Origin of the sequence: Mycobacterium montefiorense, assembly GCF_003112775.1 — a bacterium.
Lineage (GTDB): Bacteria > Actinomycetota > Actinomycetes > Mycobacteriales > Mycobacteriaceae > Mycobacterium > Mycobacterium montefiorense.
This window is the reverse complement of the sequence record NZ_BFCH01000018.1, coordinates 115,202-135,005: the sequence shown is the minus strand read 5'-3', so window position 1 is coordinate 135,005 and position 19,804 is coordinate 115,202. Positions and strand designations below refer to the sequence as shown.

Below are 19,804 nucleotides of genomic sequence, written 5' to 3'. Positions count from 1 at the left end.
AAGGTGTTTGGTGGGACCGGTGGCGCCACCGGGGGCGCTGCCCCGAACAGTTGGGAGCCGTCGTGTACGCACGCTCTTTCACCATCGAGGGGCAACCCTTGTCGGTCGACATCGGAATCGCGCATATTCGCGATGTCGCCATACCAGAAATGCGCGAGATTGACGGATATGTCGGGATGTCACTGTTGGTCGATCGACAATCCGGCCGCTGCATCGCCACCAGCTCCTGGGAAACCATCGCGTCGATGCGCTCTAGTGCCGAGCGGGTGAGCATCGTCCGTGACCACGTCGCGTTGATGTTCGACGGCAGCGCCAGCGTCGAAGAATGGCACATCGCGTCGCTGCACCGCCGGCACCGGTCACCCGAGGGTGCGTTTGTGCGAGCCACCTGGCTCAAGGTGGTGCCCGACCAGCTCGAGCGATCGCTGGACTTCTATCGCATGGCGGTGCTTCCGGAGATGGAGAGACTTGAGGGGTTCTCCAGCTCCAGCCTGATGATCGACCACCCGGCCGGCCGGCGGGCGGTGTCGTGCTCAACGTTCGACAGCCAGGAGGCGATGGCCCGCAACAGCGAGGAAGCCAGCGAGCTGCGCAGCAGGCGTGCGCGCGACTTGGGCGCCGAGATCGTCGACGTCGCCGAGTTCGAGCTGGCAATCGCGCGCCTGCGGGTTCCCGAGTTGGTCTGAATTTCGTCGTTGACGGCTAGCCGCGCTTGCGGCGGATGATCGCGCGCAACCGGTCCAGCCGCCCGGCGATCTCACGTTCGACGCCACGCCCGGCCGGCCGGTAGTAGTCGACGTCCACCAGCTCGTCCGGCGGGTATTGTTGTGCGACAACGCCATCCGGATGGTCGTGGGCGTATTTGTAGCCCTGTGCATGTCCCAGTGCCGCCGCGCCCGAATAGTGGCCGTCGCGCAGATGGGCCGGCACCAGACCCGCCTTGCCCGCCTTGATGTCGTTCATCGCCGCCGCCAGGGCGGTGGTCACCGCGTTCGACTTCGGCGCGGTGGCCAAGTGAATGGTGGCGTGCGCCAACGTCAATTGCGCCTCAGGCAAGCCGATCAGTGCCACCGTCTGCGCGGCGGCGACCGCTATCTGCAGCGCCGTTGGGTCGGCCAACCCGATGTCCTCGCTCGCGAGAATCATCAGCCGGCGCGCGATGAACCGCGGATCCTCCCCCGCGACGAGCATGCGGGCCAGATAGTGCAACGCCGCGTCGGCGTCGGAGCCACGCACCGATTTGATGAATGCGCTGATGACGTCGTAGTGCTGATCGCCGTCGCGGTCGTAGCGCACGGCGGCTCTGTCCAGCGATTGCTCGACGGCCGCGACGGCCAGCTCGCCGCCCGCCTCGACGGCTTCGGCGGCGACCTCCAGCGCGGTCAGCGCGCGGCGGGCGTCGCCCGCGGCCAAGTGCACCAGCAGGTCGATCGCCTCGGGCTGCACCCCGATCTGACCGCCCAGGCCCCGGGGATCGTCGATCGCGCGCTGCACCACGGCGCGCACGTCGTCGGCAGTCAGCGGGCGCAACTGCAGGATCAGCGACCGCGACAGCAGCGGCGCCACGACAGAGAACGACGGATTCTCGGTGGTCGCCGCGACCAGCAGCACCACCCGGTTCTCCACCGCGGAGAGCAACGCGTCCTGCTGGGTTTTAGAGAACCGGTGCACCTCATCGATGAAAAGCACCGTCTGCTCACCGGAAAGCAGCGCCCTGCGCGCGCTGTCTATGACCGCCCGGACGTCTTTGACGCCGGCCGACAACGCCGATAGTGCAACGAAGCGGCGGCCGGTCGCTTGCGAAACCAGTGCGGCCAACGTGGTCTTACCGCTTCCCGGCGGGCCGTACAGGATGGCCGAGACCACCCCCGAGCCCTCGACGAGGCGGCGCAGCGGCGATCCCGCTGCCAGCAAGTGATCCTGCCCGACGACCTCGTCCAGCGATGCCGGCCGCATCCGGACGGCTAGCGGCGCGCCGGCCGAGACGCCCAGGGCGTCGTTGGCCATCCGCGATTCGCCAGGCAGGTCAAACAGACCGTCGGACACGGTTTCAGGCATACCACGCAGAACGGACAGGCACCCGCATTGGCAGCGCCGACCCGTAAAACAAGCAAAGGCCAATCCTCGCCCCGCGGCTGCTTATTTGTTAAGTTCCGCATTGCCAAGTTCCGCGCGTGTGCCAGCAAGCTACTCCGACAGCAAATTAGGACAGCAAATGAGCCAGCCCCCAGAACACCCAGGCGACCCGGCCGACCCCACCTTCGGCAACCAGAACCCTGCGGATCAACCGCCACCGCCTCGGCACGCCGCGCCGGGGTATGGCGCGCCGCCTGCTGGCTACGGCCAGCCACCCGGCTACGGAACGCCACCACCGCCGCCACCCGGCTACGGAACGCCACCACCGCCGCCACCCGGCTACGGCGCACCCCCGGCCGGCTACCCGCCGCAACCCGGCTTCGGCGGCCCGGCGGGTGACCCGGGTGCCCCGCGGTTCGACGTCGGTGAGGCGGTGAAGTGGTCGTGGGCCAAGTTCATGCAGAACCCCGCGGCACTCATCGTTCCGGTCCTGGCCTACGGGGCAGTGATCACCGTCTTCGCCCTTGTCGCCGGGCTGTTACCGATGGCCTTCGGCCAGACCACCAGCAGCACTTACACGACCAGCTACGGCGAGACCACCAGTGGCGTCGAGATCGCCTACGGTCCGGCGTCGATCGCCGTGATGATCGTCGGCTACATCCTGGTGTTCATCGCCGCGGTAGTCATGAACGCGGGATTGTTGACCGGTTGCCTGGACATCGCGGACGGCAAGCCGGTGAGCATCGGAACATTCTTCAAGCCACGCAATCTCGGCCCGGTGTTCGTCGCCTCGTTGCTCGTGGCGGTCGGCACCTTGGTCGGATCGATCCTGTGCATCGTTCCGGGCCTGATTTTCGTGTTCCTCACCTTGTTCGCGCTTCCGTTCGTCGTCGACCGATCGCTGTCGCCGGTTGAGTCCATCAAAGCCAGCATCGCGCTCGCTCGGGCCAACGTGGGCCCCGCGCTGCTGTCATGGCTCGTGCAGTACGCGGTGATGGTGGTCGGTCAATTGTTGTGCGGGGTGGGCGTGATCGTCGCCTTGCCGATCTCGGTGCTCATCCAGGTGTACACCTACCGCAAGCTTTCCGGCGGTCAGGTCGTTCCGGTGGAGCAGCCTGGTTACCAGCCGGGACCTCCCGCTGGGCCGCCGCCCGGACAGCAGTTCGCCTAGTTAGCCGGCTCTCCCCGGGCCTGACCGCTCACGCCCGGGGAGATCGGTCGCGCGACACGTAAGTCGAGCCTCGCCCCGTGGCTGCTTATTTGTTAAGTTGCGCAATGCCAAGTTCTGCGCGTGTGCCCGGCAAGTTACTCCGACGGCAAATGAGGACGGCAAATGAGCCAGCCCCCAGAGCACCCCGGCAATCCGGCCGACCCCGACGCGGGCAACCAGAACCCTGCGGGCTACCCGCCGCCACCGCCACCTCAAGGGGCGCCGGGTTACGGCGGCGCGCCGGGATATGGCGCACCGCCTCCGCCTCCCCCGGGCTACGGCCCGCCGCCCGGTTACGGCGCCCCCCCGGCGCCGCCACCCGGCTACGGCGCTGCGGCGGGCTATCCACCGCAGCCCGGCTACGGCGGCCCGACGGAACCGCAATTCAGCGTCGCTGAGGCGTTCAGCTGGGCCTGGAACACCTTCACCAAGAACGCCGTCGCGTTGGTCATTCCCACCCTTGTCTACGGCCTGCTATTCGCCGCTGCGTCCACCCTGAACTTCGTGGGCCAAAACATGAGCGCGAATGTCACACCCTTCGACTCCTCCGACTACGACTACGGCTTCTCGATGAACCTCAGTCCCACCGGAATGGCCCTCGTGGGGCTCGGCTACATCGTGTCGGTGATTGTGACCGCGTATGCCCAAGCTGGGTTCCTGTCCGGATGCCTGGATATCGCGGATGGCCGGCCGGTGAGCGTCGGGTCCTTCTTCAACCCGCGCAACCTCGGCATGGCATTTCTCGCCGCGTTCCTGGTGAGCATTGTCACCTCGATCGGCTATGCCGCGTGCTTCTTGCCCGGCGTCATCGTGGGGATCTTCACCCAGTTCATCATCCTGTTCGTGGTCGATCGCTCGCAGTCCGCCATCAAGGGGTTCTCGTCGGGCTTCTCGCTGGTCGGGTCGAATTTCGTCAATTCCCTGCTGGTGTGGCTGGTATCCATGGCGACGATCTTCGTCGGTGCGCTGGCGTGCGGCGTCGGCCTGTTGGTGGCGGCCCCTGTCGTGGCGCTGATCCTGACCTACGCCTACCGCAAGCTTTCGGGCGGTCAGGTGGTGCCGCTGGCACAGTCCGGCTACCAGCCGGGACCGCCGCCGGGGCCGCAGCCTACCTAGCCAGCCGGGTTCCCGCTGACGCACGGCGCGCTGCGGCGCCGCTGCCCGTGTGATGAGATCAGCGGTTATGAGCATCAAAGTTGCGCTGGAGCATCGCACCAGTTACACCTTTGACCGGGGGGTCCAGGTTTTCCCGCACGTCGTACGGCTGCGCCCGGCGCCCCACTCGCGCACACCCATCGAGGCCTACTCGCTGCGCGTCGAACCCGCCGACCACTTCATCAACTGGCAGCAAGACGCACTCGGCAATTTCCTTGCCCGGCTTGTATTCCCGAATCTGACGCGCCAGTTGACCATCACCGTCGGCCTCATCGCCGACCTCAAGGTGATCAACCCGTTCGACTTTTTCATCGAGGACTGGGCGGAAACATGGCCTCCCGCTTCAGGATTGATCTATCCTAAGGCGCTCGCGGAGGATCTCAAGCCCTACCTGCGCCCAGTTGACGAAGAGGCCGAAGGCTCGGGTCCCGGCGAGCTCGCGCAAGCATGGGTGCATGACTTCTCGGTGCCAGCCGGCACCCGCACCATCGACTTCCTGGTCGCGCTCAACCACGCGGTCAACGCGGATGTCGCCTATAGCCTGCGCATGGAACCCGGTGTCCAGACACCGGATTTCACGCTGCGCACCGGCGTCGGCTCATGCCGGGATTCGGCTTGGCTGCTGGTGTCGGTCCTGCGGCAGTTCGGGCTGGCTGCCCGGTTCGTGTCCGGCTACCTGGTGCAGCTGGCCTCCGACGTCGAGGCGCTGGACGGGCCGTCGGGGCCCGCCGCCGATTTCACCGATCTGCACGCCTGGACCGAGGTCTATATCCCCGGCGCGGGCTGGATCGGACTCGACCCGACGTCGGGGCTGTTTGCCGGTGAGGGCCATATCCCGCTGGTGGCCACCCCGCATCCCTCGAGCGCCGCGCCGATCAGCGGCAGCACCGACCCGTGCGCGACCACCTTGGAGTTCTCCAACACCGTCACCCACATCCACGAGGACCCACGCGTCACGCTGCCCTACACCGACGCGGCGTGGACAACGATCTGTGCGGTCGGCGGCGAAGTCGACCAACGCCTGGCCGCCGGAGATGTCCGGCTGACGGTCGGCGGCGAGCCGACATTCGTCTCGGTGGACAACCAGATCGACGAGGAGTGGACCACCGCGGCCGACGGCCCGCACAAACGGCAGCGCGCATCCGATTTGGCGGCCCGGCTGAAGTCCGCGTGGGCACCGCAGGGATTGATTCATCGCGGACAGGGCCGGTGGTATCCGGGAGAACCATTGCCGCGCTGGCAGATCGCGCTCTACTGGCGCACCGATGGGCAACCGCTGTGGACCGACGACGCGCTGCTGGCCGACCCCTGGGCACCGGGAACGATGGGCTCGAAAGCGGATAGCGAGACCGCTTACAAGGTGCTCGCCGGAATCGCCGACAGCCTGGGATTGCCGCTGTCCCAGGTCCGCCCGGCCTACGAGGATCCGCTGGCCCGGCTCGCGGCCAAGGTCCGCCTGCCAGCAGGCGACGCGGTCCAGGCCGACGACGACCTAGCCGCCGACAGTGCCGCCGCCCGCGCCGCACTGCTGGCTCACCTCGACGAAACAACCTCGGCCCCAGCCGCATTCGTGCTGCCACTGCATCGTCTCGACGACGAACTCGGCTGGGCTAGCGCGAACTGGCAGCTGCGCCGCGGCCGCATCGTGCTGCTCGAAGGGGATTCACCCGCAGGACTGCGACTGCCGCTGAAATCGATCAGCTGGAATCCGGCACGGCCGTCGTTCGAGGTCGACCCCACCACCGTGCACGACGCGCTGTCGACGGAGTCGACCAGCGCCGAGGGTGTCGACGACGACACCGCGCCGCCGACCGCGCTGGTCGCGCAGGCCCGCGACGGGCTGCTGTACGTGTTCATCCCGCCCACCGATGCGCTGGAACACTTCGTCGATCTGATCGCCCGCGTCGAGGCCGCGGCGGCGATGAACCGCAGCCGGATCGTGATCGAGGGCTACGGCCCACCGCCCGACCCGCGGCTGCAATCGACGACGATCACCCCCGACCCCGGCGTCATCGAAGTCAATATCGCGCCCACCGCCAGTTTCGACGAACAGCGACAACAGCTCGAAACCCTCTACGAACAAGCACGATTGGCCCGGCTGTCCACGGAGTCTTTCGACGTCGACGGCAGCCACGGCGGCACCGGCGGCGGCAATCACATCACCCTGGGCGGCGTGACGCCGGCGGACTCGCCACTGCTGCGCCGTCCAGATCTGCTGATCTCGTTGCTCACCTACTGGCAGCGGCATCCATCGCTGTCTTACCTGTTCGCCGGCCGCTTCGTCGGCACCACCTCGCAGGCGCCGCGGGTTGACGAGGGCCGCCCCGAGGCGCTGTACGAACTCGAGATCGCGTTCGCCGAGATCGCCCGGCTGGCTTCGTCTTCCAAGAAGGGCCGGCCACAACCGTGGGTGACCGACCGGGCCCTGCGCCACCTGCTGACCGACATCACCGGAAATACCCATCGCGCCGAGTTCTGTATCGACAAGCTCTACAGCCCCGACAGCGCCCGCGGCAGGCTCGGTCTGCTGGAGTTACGCGGGTTCGAGATGCCGCCGCATCTGCGCATGGCGATGGTGCAATCGCTGCTGGTGCGCTCGCTGGTGGCCTGGTTCACCGACGAGCCGCTGCGTGCCCCGCTGATCCGGCACGGAGCCAACTTGCACGGACGATATCTGTTGCCGCACTTCTTGATTCACGATATCGCGGATGTGGCCGCCGATCTGCGCGCGCACGGCATCGCGTTCGAGACCAGCTGGCTGGACCCGTTCACCGAATTCCGCTTCCCGCGCATTGGCACCGCCGTCTTCGACGGGGTCGAAATCGAGCTGCGCGGCGCGATCGAGCCGTGGAACACCCTCGGCGAGGAGGCCACCGCGACCGGCACCGCCCGCTACGTCGACTCCTCGGTCGAGCGTTTGCAGATCCGCATCATCGGCGCCGACCGGCACCGCTACGTGGTGACCTGCAACGGCTACCCGGTACCGTTGCTGGCCACCGACAACCCCGACATCCACGTGGGCGGCGTGCGATACAAGGCCTGGCAGCCACCCAGCGCGCTGCATCCCACGATCAGCACCGATGTGCCGTTGCAGTTCGAGCTGATCGATCTCACGTCGGCAACCTCACGCGGCGGCTGCACCTATCACGTCGCCCATCCCGGCGGCCGCGCCTACGACGAGCCGCCCGTCAACGCCGTCGAGGCCGAGGCGCGCCGGGCCCGCCGCTTCGAGGCGACCGGCTTTACCCCGGGCAACCTGGACGTGTCGGGCATCCGGGAGAAGCAGGCCCGGATCTTCACCGATATCGGCGCGCCGGGCATTCTCGACCTTCGGCGCGTGCGTACCGTGCAGCAGTAATGGCGTCCACCAGAACTGGCATCACAATGGCACTCGATCCCTCAGCGGTCGGAACCGACCGCTACGACGCCGATCGGCTGCTGGCCGGATACCGCACCGCACGCGCCCAGGAAGCGCTGTTCGACCTGCGCCCCACCAGCTCACAAGGTGCCGGCTACGACGAGTTCCTCGACGAAGACGGCGCGGTGCGACCGGCCTGGGCCGAGCTGGCCGACACGGTCGCCGAGCGCGGCCGCACCGGGCTGAATCAGCTGCGCTCGGTGGTGCACAGCCTGATCGACAACGACGGGATCACCTACACCGAGGTCGACCCCTCCAGCGGGCACCCGCTCGAGCCCCGGGCGTGGAGCCTCGACACCCTGCCGATCGTGGTGTCCGCGGCCGATTGGGAGGTGCTCGAGGCCGGGCTGGTGCAGCGCTCGCGCCTGCTCGATGCCGTGCTCGCCGACCTGTACGGGCCACGGAGCTTGCTCACCGACGGCATGCTGCCACCGGAACTGGTGTTCGCCCACCCCGGTTACGTGCGGGCGGCCAGCGGCATCGAAGTGCCGGGCCACCACCAGCTATTCATGCACGCGTGCGATCTGAGCCGGTTGCCCAGCGGCGGCTTCGAGGTCAACGCGGACTGGACGCAGGCGCCGTCGGGTGCGGGGTATGCGCTGGCCGACCGACGCGTCCTCGCGCACGCGATTCCCGATCTGTACGAGCGGATCGCGCCGCGGCCCAATACTCCGTTCGCGCAGGCGCTGCGGCTGGCATTGATCGACGCGGCACCCGATGACGCGCAGGACCCGGTCGTGGTGATTCTCAGCCCCGGTATCTACTCGGAGACCGCGTTCGATCAAGCGTATCTGGCTACGCTGCTGGGCTTTCCGATGGTGGAAAGCGCCGACCTGGTGGTCCGCGACGGCAAGGTGTGGATGCGCTCGCTGGGCACGCTGAAGCGCGTCGACGTCGTCCTTCGGCGCGTCGACGCGCTTTACGCCGACCCGTTGGATTTGCGCGCAGATTCCCGGCTCGGGGTGGTCGGCTTGGTGGAGGCGCAGCGCCGCGGCACGGTGACAGTCGTCAACACGCTGGGCAGCGGAATCCTGGAAAGCCCTGGGCTGCTGCGTTTTCTGCCAGAGGTGGCCGAACGGCTGCTCGGCGAGGCACCTCTGCTGAACACCGCGGCGGTGTATTGGGGTGGCATCGCTAAGGAACTCTCGCATCTGCTGGCCAACCTCTCGTCGCTGTTGATCAAGTCGACTGTCGGCGGGGAAACCATTGTCGGACCAACGCTTTCGGTGGCCCAGCTGACCGAACTGGCTGCGCGGATCGAGCACATGCCCTGGCAGTGGGCCGGTCAGGAGTTGCCTCAGTTCTCCTCGGCGCCCACCGATCACTCCGGAGTGTTGTCCTCGGCCGGTGTCGGCATGCGGTTGTTCACGGTCGCCCAACGCAGCGGCTATGCCCCGATGATCGGCGGCGTCGGCTACGTCCTGGCACCAGGGGCTGCGGCATATTCGTTGAAGACTGTTGCTGCCAAAGATGTTTGGGTGCGCCCGACGGAGCGCGCGCGAGCCGAGACCATTACGCTGCCCACCGAGGTGCCGCCGGTGAAGACCGCCGCGGGTACTTGGGGAGTCAGCTCGCCGCGTGTCCTGTCCGACCTGTTCTGGATCGGGCGCTACGGCGAGCGCGCCGAAAGCACGGCCCGGCTGCTGATGGCCGCCCGCGACCGCTTCCACGTGTACCGGCACCAGCAGGACACCGAGGAAAGCGAGGTGGTGCCGGTGCTGATGGCCGCGTTGGGCAGCATCACCGGCAGCGACACCGGGACCGACAACGACCATGCCGAGATGATCGCGATCGTCCCTTCGACGCTGTGGGCACTTACCGTCGACCCGAATCGCCCGGGATCCCTGATCCAGTCGGTGGAGGGGCTTGCGCTGGCCGCCAGGGCGGTGCGCGATCAGATGTCCAACGACACCTGGGTGGTGCTGGCCAACCTGGAGCGCGCGCTGGCCCAACGGCCCGAGCCGCCGCAGTCGCTGGCCGAGGCCGACACCCTGCTCGCATCGGCACATGCGCGCACTTTGGCCGGGATGCTGACCCTTTCGGGCGTGGCCAACGAGTCGATGGTGCGCGACGTGGGCTGGGCGATGATGGACATCGGCAAACGGATCGAACGCGGCCTGTGGCTGACCGCGCTGCTGGGTGCCACGCTCACCACGGTCCGCCGCGCGGCCGCCGAGCAGACCGTCATCGAGTCGATGCTGGTGGCCTGCGAGTCGTCCGTCATCTACCGGCGCCGCACGGTCGGCCATGTCAACGTCGCCGCGGTCACCGAGCTGATGCTGTTCGACGCGAACAACCCGCGCTCGCTGCTGTACCAGTTGGACCGGTTGCGGGCCAATCTCAAAGAGCTGCCCAGCGCGTCGGGCTCGTCGCGCCCGGAACGGATGGTCGAAGAGATCAGCACACTGCTGCGCCGGTCGCATCCCGCCGAGCTGCAGGAGGCGGGCGCCGACGGCCACCGCGAAGAGTTGGCCGACCTGTTGGCCGCGATTCACACCGAGTTGCGCAATTTGGCCGCGGTCATGACCGAGACGCAGCTGACCCTGCCCGGCGGCATGCAGCCGCTGTGGGGCCCCGACGAACGGCGGGTGATGCCGGCCTAGCCCGATGGTGGCGACCCGCTTCGCCCGGCTTCGCCGCCCTCGCGATCGCCACTAGCTGGCGACGGCGGCCTGCGAGTTAGACGTCACCTCTTCGATGACATTGTGGATGAACTGCATCTTGTCCAGCACCGCGACCGGCAGCACGAACGGATACAGATCGTCGTGGCCCATCGACCGGTTCACCATGTTCAGCGACCACGACAGCGGTATCCACATATCGATGATGTTGGGAAAGGCGCTGGGCCCCAACGGCGGCCGGTCGAAGGTTGCCGACGCGGACGCGAAGCCGCACCATGCCGAGGTGTCCAGGGTGTCGCGGATGTGCAGGTAGTGGGCGAACGTCTCGGCCCAGTCTTCGGCCGCATGCATGGTCGCGTACGACGACACGAAGCTGTCCTGCCAGCCCTCGGGCGCGCCCTCACTGTAGTGCCGGTCCAGCGCCTGCTGATAATCAGCATCGGGATCGCCGAACAACTCGTTGAATCGCTGCACGTAATCGCTTGACGGAGCGACCAGTCGGTAGAAGTAGTAGTGCCCGATCTCGTGCCGAAAGTGCCCCAGCAGAGTCCGATACGGCTCGTCCATCTCGACCCGCAGCTGCTCTCGATGGACGTCGTCACCCTCGGCCAAATCGATTGTGATGACACCGTTCTCGTGGCCGGTCAGCACCTCCTCATGCGCACTGGACAGCAGCCGGAAGGCCAGCCCGAAATCGGGGTCCTGGTCGCGGCCGATGATCGGCAGCTTCAGCTCGTGCAGCTCGACGATCAGCCGGCGCTTGGCCGCCTCGGCCGCGGCGAACTCCGCCAGCCCGACCGTATCGGCATCGTTAGGCCGTTCGGTGGTCAGCACGCATGCTGTGCACAGCAGCCGCGGAGTGTTGACGGGGACCAGCCAATTACATTCGGCGACTTGCAGATTCGCGCACAATTGAAACTCGGCGGCATCCACGATGCCAACATGCTCGCTTGCGCCATCCTCCGCGATCACCAGCAGCGCCATCTGTTCGAGTGAAAATCCAAGCGCACTGCCACAATTCAGGCACGTGGAGTTCTCGAACGCCAGGCGCTGACCGCAGTTGGGGCAATTGAAGTCACGCATAGAGTTCGTCACCTTCAAACGGCACGACGTCGACGGCCACGTCGATCACGCTGCGCTCCGAGTCGGTGTAGATGATGCCGCGCAACGGCGGCACGTCCGCGTAGTCACGGCCCCGTCCCACGACGATGTAGCCCTGGTCAACCATCTGGTCGTTGGTGGGATCCACTCCCAGCCACTCGAATTGTCCGGGCGCCTGCGGAGTCCACACCGCAGCCCAGGCGTGGGTCGCGTCGATGCCGATCATTCGATCCTTTCCGGGCGGCGGGTCGGTGGCCAGATAGCCGGACACATAGCTGGCCGCCAACCCGTTGGCTCGCAGGCAGGCAATCGCCAGCCTCGCAAAGTCCTGGCATACCCCTTCCCGGGCCGCCAGAACCTCATTGACTCCCGTGGAAATCGTCGTCGCCCCCGATCGGTAGGTGAAGTCAGTGAAAATCCGGGACGCGAGGTCGCGCAGCACCTCGATCAGCGGGCGCCCGGGCACGAAACTGGGCGCCGCGTAGTCGCGGACTTCATCGGTGATCTCCGGCGGATTCAGGTCCAGGGCGAACTCGGTCGCCAGCGCTCCCCTGCGTCCGGTCGGCCGGGCCGCCTCCCACGGTTCGATCGCCGGCCCGTTGCTGCAGCGCTCGGGGGGCGCCGGATATACGTCGACGATCGAGTCGCTGGTGACCGTCAGGGTGTGATGCGGCTCGGTGACATGGAAATAGGAGCTGACGTTGCCGTAGCCGTCGACGCCGGTGGAGATGTCGGCGGGGGTCGGGTCGATCGTCAGCCGGTGCGCGATGCAAAGCTGCCGCTGCGAGTCCCTCGGAGTGAGAAAGCCGCGGCCATAGGAGCTGGTCACCGTGTCCGAATAGCGGTACTCGGTGCGGTGGGTGACGCGGTGGCGGCGGGTGGCCGGAACTTCCACTGCAGAAGACAACGAGTGACCTCCTGACATCTCCGGATGGGTGGTTGGCGAAGGCTAACCAATACGGCGCCAACCGCACCATAGCGGGAGCACAATCGATCTGTGGCTACCTGGGATGACGTCGCCCGGATCGTCGGTGAGCTGCCACTGGTCTCCGAGCAGTCGCCGCATGACTGGCGAGTCGGTAAGAAGCTGCTGGCGTGGGAGCGACCGCTGCGCCCGTCGGACCGCGCGGCGCTCTGCGCGAGTGGCACGGAGCCTCCCGAAGGTGACCTCCTCGGCGTCCGGGTGTCCGATGAGGGCGTCAAGTTCGCGCTGGTCGCCGACGAGCCGAGGATCTACTTCACCACCCCGCATTTCAACGGCTATCCCGCGGTGCTGGTCAAGCTGGCCGAGATCGACGTGCGCGGTCTCGAAGAGCTGATCACCGAGGCCTGGCTGACCCAGGCGCCCAAGAAGCTGGTGCAGGAGTTCCTGACCGGCCCGTCCTGAGCTGGTCAGGCCTGGCGCAATTCGATCACCCGCTGCAGATCGTCGACACATGCCTCGACGACATCGGCGAGCACCACCTCGGTTCTCTCGCGGGCGTTCGACACCATCGTCGCCGCATGCCGGCGGGCGGACTCGACATGCGCCTTTGCGGTCACGGGATCGGAGTCGGCGAGTGCGGTCGCCTTCGCGAGGTCGTCCAGCACCGCCTCGGCGGGTTGCGGAAGGCGCTCGCGGCGGCCGTCCGGGGCGGCAAGGGAGGCGGGCACGACGGCGCGGGCCAGCTGCAGCACGGACCCGGCGAGCAGGGCCAGGTGCACGGCCTGATGATCCGCACCCGCGACGGCGTCGCGAAGTCCCCACCGCGGCGGCGCGGCTCGCACCACCTGGCGCGCCGTGGTCCGCGCCTGGATCAGTCCGCCCAGCTGTTCGTACACCCTGTCGACGGCCGGCAACGGCCAATCGGGTGCGGGAACTTCACGGCCGCGGGCGAGATCGCCGGTACGGACCAGCACCGAGTGCAGGGTTCGTAGCACCTCGATGCGCGCGTTGCGCAGCACCACGAGCGGGTTGGCCGGGAACAGCAGCATGGCGACGACGATGGCCAGGCCGCCACCAATCAGCGCGTCGTAGATGCGTTCCCAACCGACACCGCTGCGGTAGAGGGCGAGCACCAGAATCGACGAGACGACGGTCTGATTGGCGAACATCATCCCCTGGCCGATGTAGCCCTGACCGATGAAAACCGCGGCAAACAACGCGATCAGCGCGGCGATCGCGATGGAGACCGCACCGGGTCCGAGTAGCCCCTGCACCAGGGTTCCCGTCCCGATGCCCAGGGTCACGCCGATCATCATCTGGATGGCGCGTTGGGCGCGCAGCACGTTGCTCGTCGACAGCGACACCGCCGCGGCGATCGGGGCGAAGAACGGTTGCGGGTGCGCGAGCAGGTCGTGCGCGATGTACCAGGACAGCCCCGCCGCGACCGAGGTCTGCACCAGGTAGAACCACACGCCACGGACCCGTTTCCACCCGCCGACCATGGCGGCTCTCCCCGCGAACGGCCGCGTCAGCAGTGAAGTGCTCATCCCGCTTATTTACCGCAGCTCCAGCAGCGGCGGCAACGCGAGAAGCGTTACCTGCGCTGCAACTCGAACAGCGGAATGACCCGGCTGGTCTTCGACTGATATTCGGCGAAGCCCGGCGCCGCGGCGGTGACCCTGTCGAACAGCTGGTCGCGCTCGGCGAGCGGCAGTTCGTGTGCCGTCACATCGAATGCGTCGGTGCCGACCTCGATGTGCGCCTGCGGGTTTGCCCGAAGGTTGTGCACCCAGGCCGGATCCTTGGGCGCACCGGCGAACGAGCCGATGATGATCAGCTTGCCGTCGATGTTGAAATATGCCAGCGGGGATATCCGGGATTGACCCGACTTGGCGCCCGTCGTGGTGAGCAGCAGCAGGTTGGCACCTTCGAACTGCCCGCCCACCTTGCCGGCATTGGCGCGAAATTCGACGACGATGTCCTTGTTGAACGTTTTGGCCATTTCGGCCATCGAGCTGGAGTCCGTCATGCTTCGTCAACCTTTTTGGGTTTGGCGTCTATTCCGGATTCTTTGCGCTGCTGCGCGGTGATCGGCGCGGGCGCATCGGTCAGCGGGTCGACGCCGCCGCCGGTCTTCGGGAATGCGATCACCTCACGGATCGAGTCCACCCCGGACAGCAGCGCGTTGATGCGGTCCCAGCCGAATGCGATTCCGCCGTGCGGAGGCGCACCAAACGTGAACGCCTCCAACAGAAATCCGAACTTCTCCTCGGCCTCGGCCGTGTCCAGGCCCATCACCGCGAACACCTGTTCCTGGATGTCGCGGCGGTGGATACGGATCGAGCCGCCGCCGATCTCGTTGCCATTACAGACAATGTCGTAAGCATCGGCCAGCACGCGACCGGGATCGGAAGACAGGGCGCCCTCGTCTTCCGGCTTGGGCGAGGTGAACGCGTGATGCACCGCGGTCCAGGCGCCGGAGCCCACTGCAACGTCACCGGCGGCGGTCGCGTCTTCGGCGGGCTCGAACAGCGGCGGGTCGACCACCCAGACGAACGCCCAGGCGTCCGGGTCAATCAGGTTGAGCCGGTTGGCGATCTCGCCGCGGGCGGCGCCCAGCAGAGCGCGCGAGGACTTCGCCGGCCCGGCCGAGAAGAAAATGCAATCGCCGGGATTGGCGCCGACGTGAGCGGCCAGGCCACCGCGTTCGGTGTCGGTCAGGTTCTTGGCCACCGGACTGCTCAACTCGCCGTCGTCGCCCACCAGCACGTAGGCCAGCCCGCGGTGTCCGCGCTGTTTAGCCCACTCCTGCCAGCCATCCAGGGTGCGCCGGGGCTGTGAGGCGCCGCCCGGCATCACCACCGCACCGACATACGGCGCCTGGAAGACCCGGAATGTGGTGTCGGAGAAGAACTCTGTGCACTCGACGAGCTCCAGCCCGAATCGCATGTCGGGTTTGTCGGAGCCGAACCGTTGCATGGCGTCGGCATAGCTGATCCGCGGGATCGGTGTCGGAAGCTGATAACCGATCAGCCCCCACAGCGCCGTCAGGATCTCCTCGGAAATCGCGATGATGTCCTCGACCTCGACGAAGCTCATCTCCATGTCCAGCTGGGTGAATTCCGGTTGCCGGTCGGCGCGGAAATCCTCGTCGCGGTAGCAGCGGGCGATCTGGTAGTAGCGCTCCATGCCGGCCACCATTAGCAACTGCTTGAACAGCTGCGGGCTCTGCGGCAGGGCATAGAACGACCCGGGGTGCAGCCGGGCCGGCACCAGGAAGTCGCGCGCACCTTCCGGCGTCGAACGGGTGATCGTCGGTGTCTCGATCTCGACGAAATCGTGACGCGACAGCACCGAGCGGGCGGCGGCATTCACCTTGGAGCGCAACCGAATTGCCGCGGCCGGGCCGTCGCGGCGCAGGTCGAGGTAGCGGTACTTCAGCCGCAGCTCCTCCCCCGCCGGCTCGTCCAGCTGGAATGGCAGCGGCGCGCTTTCGCCCAGCACGGTCAGTGACGTGACGTTCAGCTCGACATCGCCGGTAGGTATTTCGGCGTTGGCGTTGCCCTCCGGGCGGATCTCGACGACGCCTTGCACCGCGACGCAGAACTCGGCGCGTAACCGGTGCGCCTGTTCCAGCACGTCGGCCGCGCGGAACACCACCTGTGCGATGCCGGAGGCGTCGCGCAGGTCGATGAAGATGACGCCACCGTGGTCGCGGCGGCGAGCCACCCATCCGACCAGCGTCACCTGCTGGCCGGCGTCGCGATCCCGTAGCGAACCAGCAGCGTGGCTACGCAGCACAAAAACACTCCCCTTCACCTGGGTAGAACGACTGATCAGTCTAGAGGAGCTGATTTCGGTGGTATCGGCTACGCCATACGGCATGACCGGGAAACGCTCGCGCCCGCGGTCCAGCAGGCGAGCGTGTTAAGTATCGAGTCGGCTACGCCAAATGGCGGCATGGCCTGGACGGGCCCGCGGGCGTACTCCAGCATGAATGTCGCCGACGGCACCGCCCAGCCCATTGTCCGGCCCTTGCCCAGGTGGGCCACGCGCCCGGGCCGATAAACCGTGGGCTCGAGTTTGCCCTCCTCGCAGCACCAAAGTTCGCCGTCGAACACGAAGTCCCACACCTCAATCCACTCGCGCCCCGAGCGGCGTGGGGTACCGGTCGGGGTGCCATAGAGGAGGAGGTACTCAAACATCGAACAGTGCAACACCTTCAGCTGGCCCTGCCCGCCGCCAGACCTGTTGAACAGCCATGGGTTCTTGTCGCTGACGTACCGCGGATAGATCTGCTTCAATTCGTCGACGATCTGCGCGCACGTGGCCTGTCCGTCGTTGCGTCCAGCCACCGATCGTGTGATCGCATGCAAATCATCCGGATCGAAGATGCTCGCCATCCCGCACTCCCTCTCATGACCGGTCTTCCTCTTGAAAGAGAATGGCGACACGATTTATTCAGCTCTTCGGACCCGCACAGTGTGAGCGCCGTCACACTTCGGACTCAGAGTCGGCCAGGCTCGTTCAGGTGTGCATCGAGCTGGTCTCGTGAATCAATGGCCAGTTTGCGGAAGATGTTTCGCAGGTGCCATGCGATGGTGTTGCTCGAAACGAAGAGTTGTTCGGCGATGTCGCGATTCGAAAGTCCTTGAGAGGTAAGACGGGCGATGCGCGCCTCGGTGGGCGTCAGGGATTCGACTCCCGTCACCACCGGCCGGCGCGGCCGAGCCCCTGCCGCCGCCAGCTCCTCGCGCGTGTATCTTTCCAATGTTGTTGCGCCGCAACGGTACGCCAGGTCCAGAGCAACCTTGAGGTGTTTACGCGCCTCCACTTGCTGGGCCTGACGCCGCAACCGGCGGCCTAGGGCGGCATGAGCACGCGCCAACTGCAGCGGCGCTTCGGTAGGTTGCAGGATCTCTATCGCCTCCCGCAGACTGGCCACTGCCCGCTCGCCCGATTCTGTGCTTGCCCTGCGACGCGTGGATACGGCGATGCTGATCGGCAGGCCGAAGGAGCGGGCCAGGTCGAGTTCTTCGTTGAATAGTCGTTACGCCGCGTGAACATCGCCGAGCCGGTGTGCTGCGATGCCGGCAAGCGAGCGCCAACGCAATATCGACGGGTTCTGGTCCAACTCGCCGTGAAGGGATCCTCGTAATTCATCTAAATCTATTACCGCAGAATCTATTTCGCCGCATATCAGGCGAAGACGCGCACGGGCGACCAGCAGATGCGCCTTGATCGCCGGCGTTTCCGTGAGATGAGTGGTCGTGTAATCGAGCATTTCCTGGGCCGCATCCAGCTCGCCACGTTCGATCATGCACTGGACGACGACTGCCCGCGCACTGTGCGCATAGACATGCTCCCTGAGTTCAAGGCGCTCCAGAGCAGCTTGCGCATCGGCTGCGGCCTCAACTATGCGCCCGCGAGCGTAGAGAATATGCCCTCGTATCAGCGACGCTTCGGCATAGGCCAGCTCCGCGCCCCGGTCGAGGGCGTCCTGGACAGTGGCGTCGGCCACCTCGTTGGCTGCGACCAGCTGCTCGCAATGCAGCAGCGCGAGTGTCGCCATATCGACGCTGGGGCCCTGGGCGCCTTGGTCGGCAAGCAGGGCTCCACTGCTCAATGCCCGCAACGCCAGCAGAACCGTTCGATCGGCCGGCGGCGTGCTCAACGAGTCTCGAAGTGCTTGTACCGCAAGGACCATGCGGTGATGCGGGCCGTCGCCGCCGATCGCCTCAGCCGGCATGCTCTGGGTCGGTCCGAGATGAGCTTCAGCGCTCCACGCGGCACCCTCGAACCGCATTCGAATGTCGCCTTGCCCGTCGTCGAAGAACTCGGCGCCACGCCGGAACGTCGCACCGGCCTCGGCGAATCGACCGAATCGGTAGAGCGTCTCCCCCAGCGAGTACAAGGCATCGGCTCGTTCGGCGGGGTCCTCCATCAAGCCCAGCGCTTGTTCGAAGCGGTGCAACGAGATCACCTCACCGGCCGCGGCTTCGCTCAGCCCGAGATCGATGAGCAGACACGGCGGGATCCGGTCTATCGGAGCAACCCGCAACGCATGACGCAGGTAACGAAGCGCGGCTGTATGCACGCCCTTTCGCGCCGCCGCACGCCCCGCGTCGCGCAATGCCTGCAGAACCCACGGCTCGCCGCCGGCCGCCGCCAGCAGCAGATGCTCAGCGACGACCTCCGACTCCGCACCGCCGTCGGCCAGAATCCGCGCCGCCTGAGCATGCAATGTCAAACGTTCTTCGGCCGGCAGCAGATCATAGGTTGCTTCACGAATGATGCTGTGCGCGAACACTACCGGGTCGGCTCGTTGCAGGATGTTCGCGGCGGCGAGTTGTTCGGCCAGCACGATCCCACGATCAACCTGCAGGCCGGCAAGTCGCGACACATCGCGAAGGCTGGCGTCATCACCAATCACCGAGCCCGCTTTGGCCAATGCACTTGCCGGTGAGCCCAACCGTGCCAGCCGACGGATGATCTGGCGACGTACCGATCCCGGAGTAGTCGACGTCGGGTCTTCGCCCCCTCGCATCGCGTCGGTGACCGCGCCCACGAAGAATGGGTTCCCACCGGTCAGCTCCATGACCGCGGCGACAAGATCGTCGTCCACCCGGTGCTCCGGAAGCGCTCGGTCAAGCATCGTCGCCACCGCCTGCAGGCTCAGCGTCGAGGGCCGGATTGCCGCGGTGGTCGCGGAATCCCAGACCGAACCGATCAGCGCGGACTCCGAACCCGGATCACCCGTTCTGATCGTGACGACGAGGGCGACCGGCACATCGTCCAAGCGTTCCGCGAGGTAGGCGAAGAACCGCTGCGAAGACTGGTCCGCCCATGGCAGATCGTCGACGAAAACCGCCAGCGGACGCTGCTCGACAAGGTTGACGGTCAGCCAGTACAGCCCGTGCAGCACCGCGAATTCGTCGGTCGCGACGCATTGACTGAACAGCGCCTCGGCCAGCGACGCCGGCCCCTGCATGAGCCGAGCACGCGTCACCGGGTCAGATCGCAGCAGCGTCGGGCCGAACAAATTCTGAGCGACACCGAATGGATGGTCGCGCGTCAGCTCACTGCAGCGCACCCGCAGCACCTGCATTGCGCGCTCCGCGGCCATATCCATACAGCCGGCAAGCAATCGCGATTTTCCGATGCCGCTGGGCCCTTCGATAACGCATACCTGGCCGCGGCCCGACTGCACGTCATCCAACAGCGCGGCCAACCGTCCCAATTCGGTCGCGCGTTCTAGTGGATAGTCGGCCACGGTCACTATTGGCTATCGTAGTGCG

The 19,804-nt window shown here is 66.5% G+C and carries 15 protein-coding genes; 6 read left to right on the top strand and 9 right to left on the bottom strand.

What is annotated here, in order from left to right; translation table 11 throughout:
• Positions 1 to 62: 62 nt before the first annotated feature.
• The gene (locus tag DB708_RS13325) at positions 63 to 686 is read left to right on the top strand and encodes a hypothetical protein (protein ID WP_108922515.1); all 624 of its coding nucleotides are present in this window, start codon (positions 63 to 65) and stop codon (positions 684 to 686) included.
• A gap of 16 nt (positions 687 to 702) precedes the next feature.
• Here DB708_RS13325 and DB708_RS13320 read toward each other — a convergent pair whose 3' ends face one another.
• Entirely contained in the window at positions 703 to 2,058 is a 1,356-nt protein-coding gene (locus DB708_RS13320) for a replication-associated recombination protein A (protein WP_108922513.1), read from the bottom strand.
• Between the two features lie 157 nt (positions 2,059 to 2,215).
• Between DB708_RS13320 and DB708_RS13315 the strand changes: the two genes are divergently transcribed.
• From DB708_RS13315 to DB708_RS13300, 4 genes are all read left to right on the top strand, one after another.
• Positions 2,216 to 3,247 (top strand): DUF2189 domain-containing protein, encoded by a 1,032-nt coding sequence (locus DB708_RS13315; protein WP_108922511.1) that lies wholly within the window; start codon positions 2,216 to 2,218, stop codon positions 3,245 to 3,247.
• Between the two features lie 162 nt (positions 3,248 to 3,409).
• Entirely contained in the window at positions 3,410 to 4,402 is a 993-nt protein-coding gene (locus tag DB708_RS13310) for a hypothetical protein (protein WP_108922509.1), read from the top strand.
• A gap of 67 nt (positions 4,403 to 4,469) precedes the next feature.
• Positions 4,470 to 7,799, top strand: a complete 3,330-nt coding sequence (locus DB708_RS13305; RefSeq protein ID WP_108922507.1) for a transglutaminase family protein — start codon at positions 4,470 to 4,472, stop codon at positions 7,797 to 7,799.
• A gap of 26 nt (positions 7,800 to 7,825) precedes the next feature.
• Positions 7,826 to 10,462, top strand: a complete 2,637-nt coding sequence (locus DB708_RS13300) for a circularly permuted type 2 ATP-grasp protein (protein WP_108924171.1) — start codon at positions 7,826 to 7,828, stop codon at positions 10,460 to 10,462.
• Between the two features lie 51 nt (positions 10,463 to 10,513).
• Here DB708_RS13300 and DB708_RS13295 read toward each other — a convergent pair whose 3' ends face one another.
• Together DB708_RS13295 and DB708_RS13290 are read right to left on the bottom strand one after the other, a co-directional pair.
• Positions 10,514 to 11,563 carry a zinc-binding metallopeptidase family protein gene (locus DB708_RS13295; RefSeq protein ID WP_108922505.1) on the bottom strand — a complete coding sequence of 350 codons (1,050 nt, stop codon included), beginning with the start codon at positions 11,561 to 11,563 and terminating at the stop codon, positions 10,514 to 10,516.
• Positions 11,556 to 12,506: a transglutaminase family protein gene (locus DB708_RS13290; protein WP_108922504.1), complete on the bottom strand. Its 951-nt coding sequence runs from the start codon at positions 12,504 to 12,506 to the stop codon at positions 11,556 to 11,558. The genes DB708_RS13295 and DB708_RS13290 overlap by 8 nt, the downstream gene beginning before the upstream one ends.
• Before the next feature lie 72 nt (positions 12,507 to 12,578).
• On the opposite strand from DB708_RS13290, the gene DB708_RS13285 reads away from it, so the two are divergent.
• Positions 12,579 to 12,968 carry an MmcQ/YjbR family DNA-binding protein gene (locus tag DB708_RS13285; protein ID WP_108922502.1) on the top strand — a complete coding sequence of 130 codons (390 nt, stop codon included), beginning with the start codon at positions 12,579 to 12,581 and terminating at the stop codon, positions 12,966 to 12,968.
• 5 nt (positions 12,969 to 12,973) lie between these two features.
• Here DB708_RS13285 and DB708_RS13280 read toward each other — a convergent pair whose 3' ends face one another.
• The 6 genes from DB708_RS13280 to DB708_RS13255 all read right to left on the bottom strand — a co-directional run bounded on the left by DB708_RS13280 (position 12,974) and on the right by DB708_RS13255 (position 19,785).
• Complete coding sequence (locus DB708_RS13280; RefSeq protein WP_108922500.1) at positions 12,974 to 14,053, bottom strand: FUSC family protein; 1,080 nt, start codon at positions 14,051 to 14,053, stop codon at positions 12,974 to 12,976.
• Positions 14,054 to 14,100: 47 nt separating this feature from the next.
• Entirely contained in the window at positions 14,101 to 14,535 is a 435-nt protein-coding gene (locus DB708_RS13275; protein ID WP_108922498.1) for a nitroreductase family deazaflavin-dependent oxidoreductase, read from the bottom strand.
• Positions 14,532 to 16,325: an aspartate--tRNA ligase gene (gene aspS, locus DB708_RS13270; RefSeq protein ID WP_201263515.1), complete on the bottom strand. Its 1,794-nt coding sequence runs from the start codon at positions 16,323 to 16,325 to the stop codon at positions 14,532 to 14,534. The genes DB708_RS13275 and aspS overlap by 4 nt, the downstream gene beginning before the upstream one ends.
• Before the next feature lie 50 nt (positions 16,326 to 16,375).
• Entirely contained in the window at positions 16,376 to 16,909 is a 534-nt protein-coding gene (locus DB708_RS13265; protein WP_108922494.1) for a hypothetical protein, read from the bottom strand.
• A gap of 104 nt (positions 16,910 to 17,013) precedes the next feature.
• The gene (locus DB708_RS13260; RefSeq protein WP_165839819.1) at positions 17,014 to 17,451 is read right to left on the bottom strand and encodes a helix-turn-helix domain-containing protein; all 438 of its coding nucleotides are present in this window, start codon (positions 17,449 to 17,451) and stop codon (positions 17,014 to 17,016) included.
• A 105-nt stretch (positions 17,452 to 17,556) separates the two neighbouring features.
• Entirely contained in the window at positions 17,557 to 19,785 is a 2,229-nt protein-coding gene (locus tag DB708_RS13255) for an ATP-binding protein (protein WP_108922490.1), read from the bottom strand.
• Positions 19,786 to 19,804: the final 19 nt, after the last annotated feature.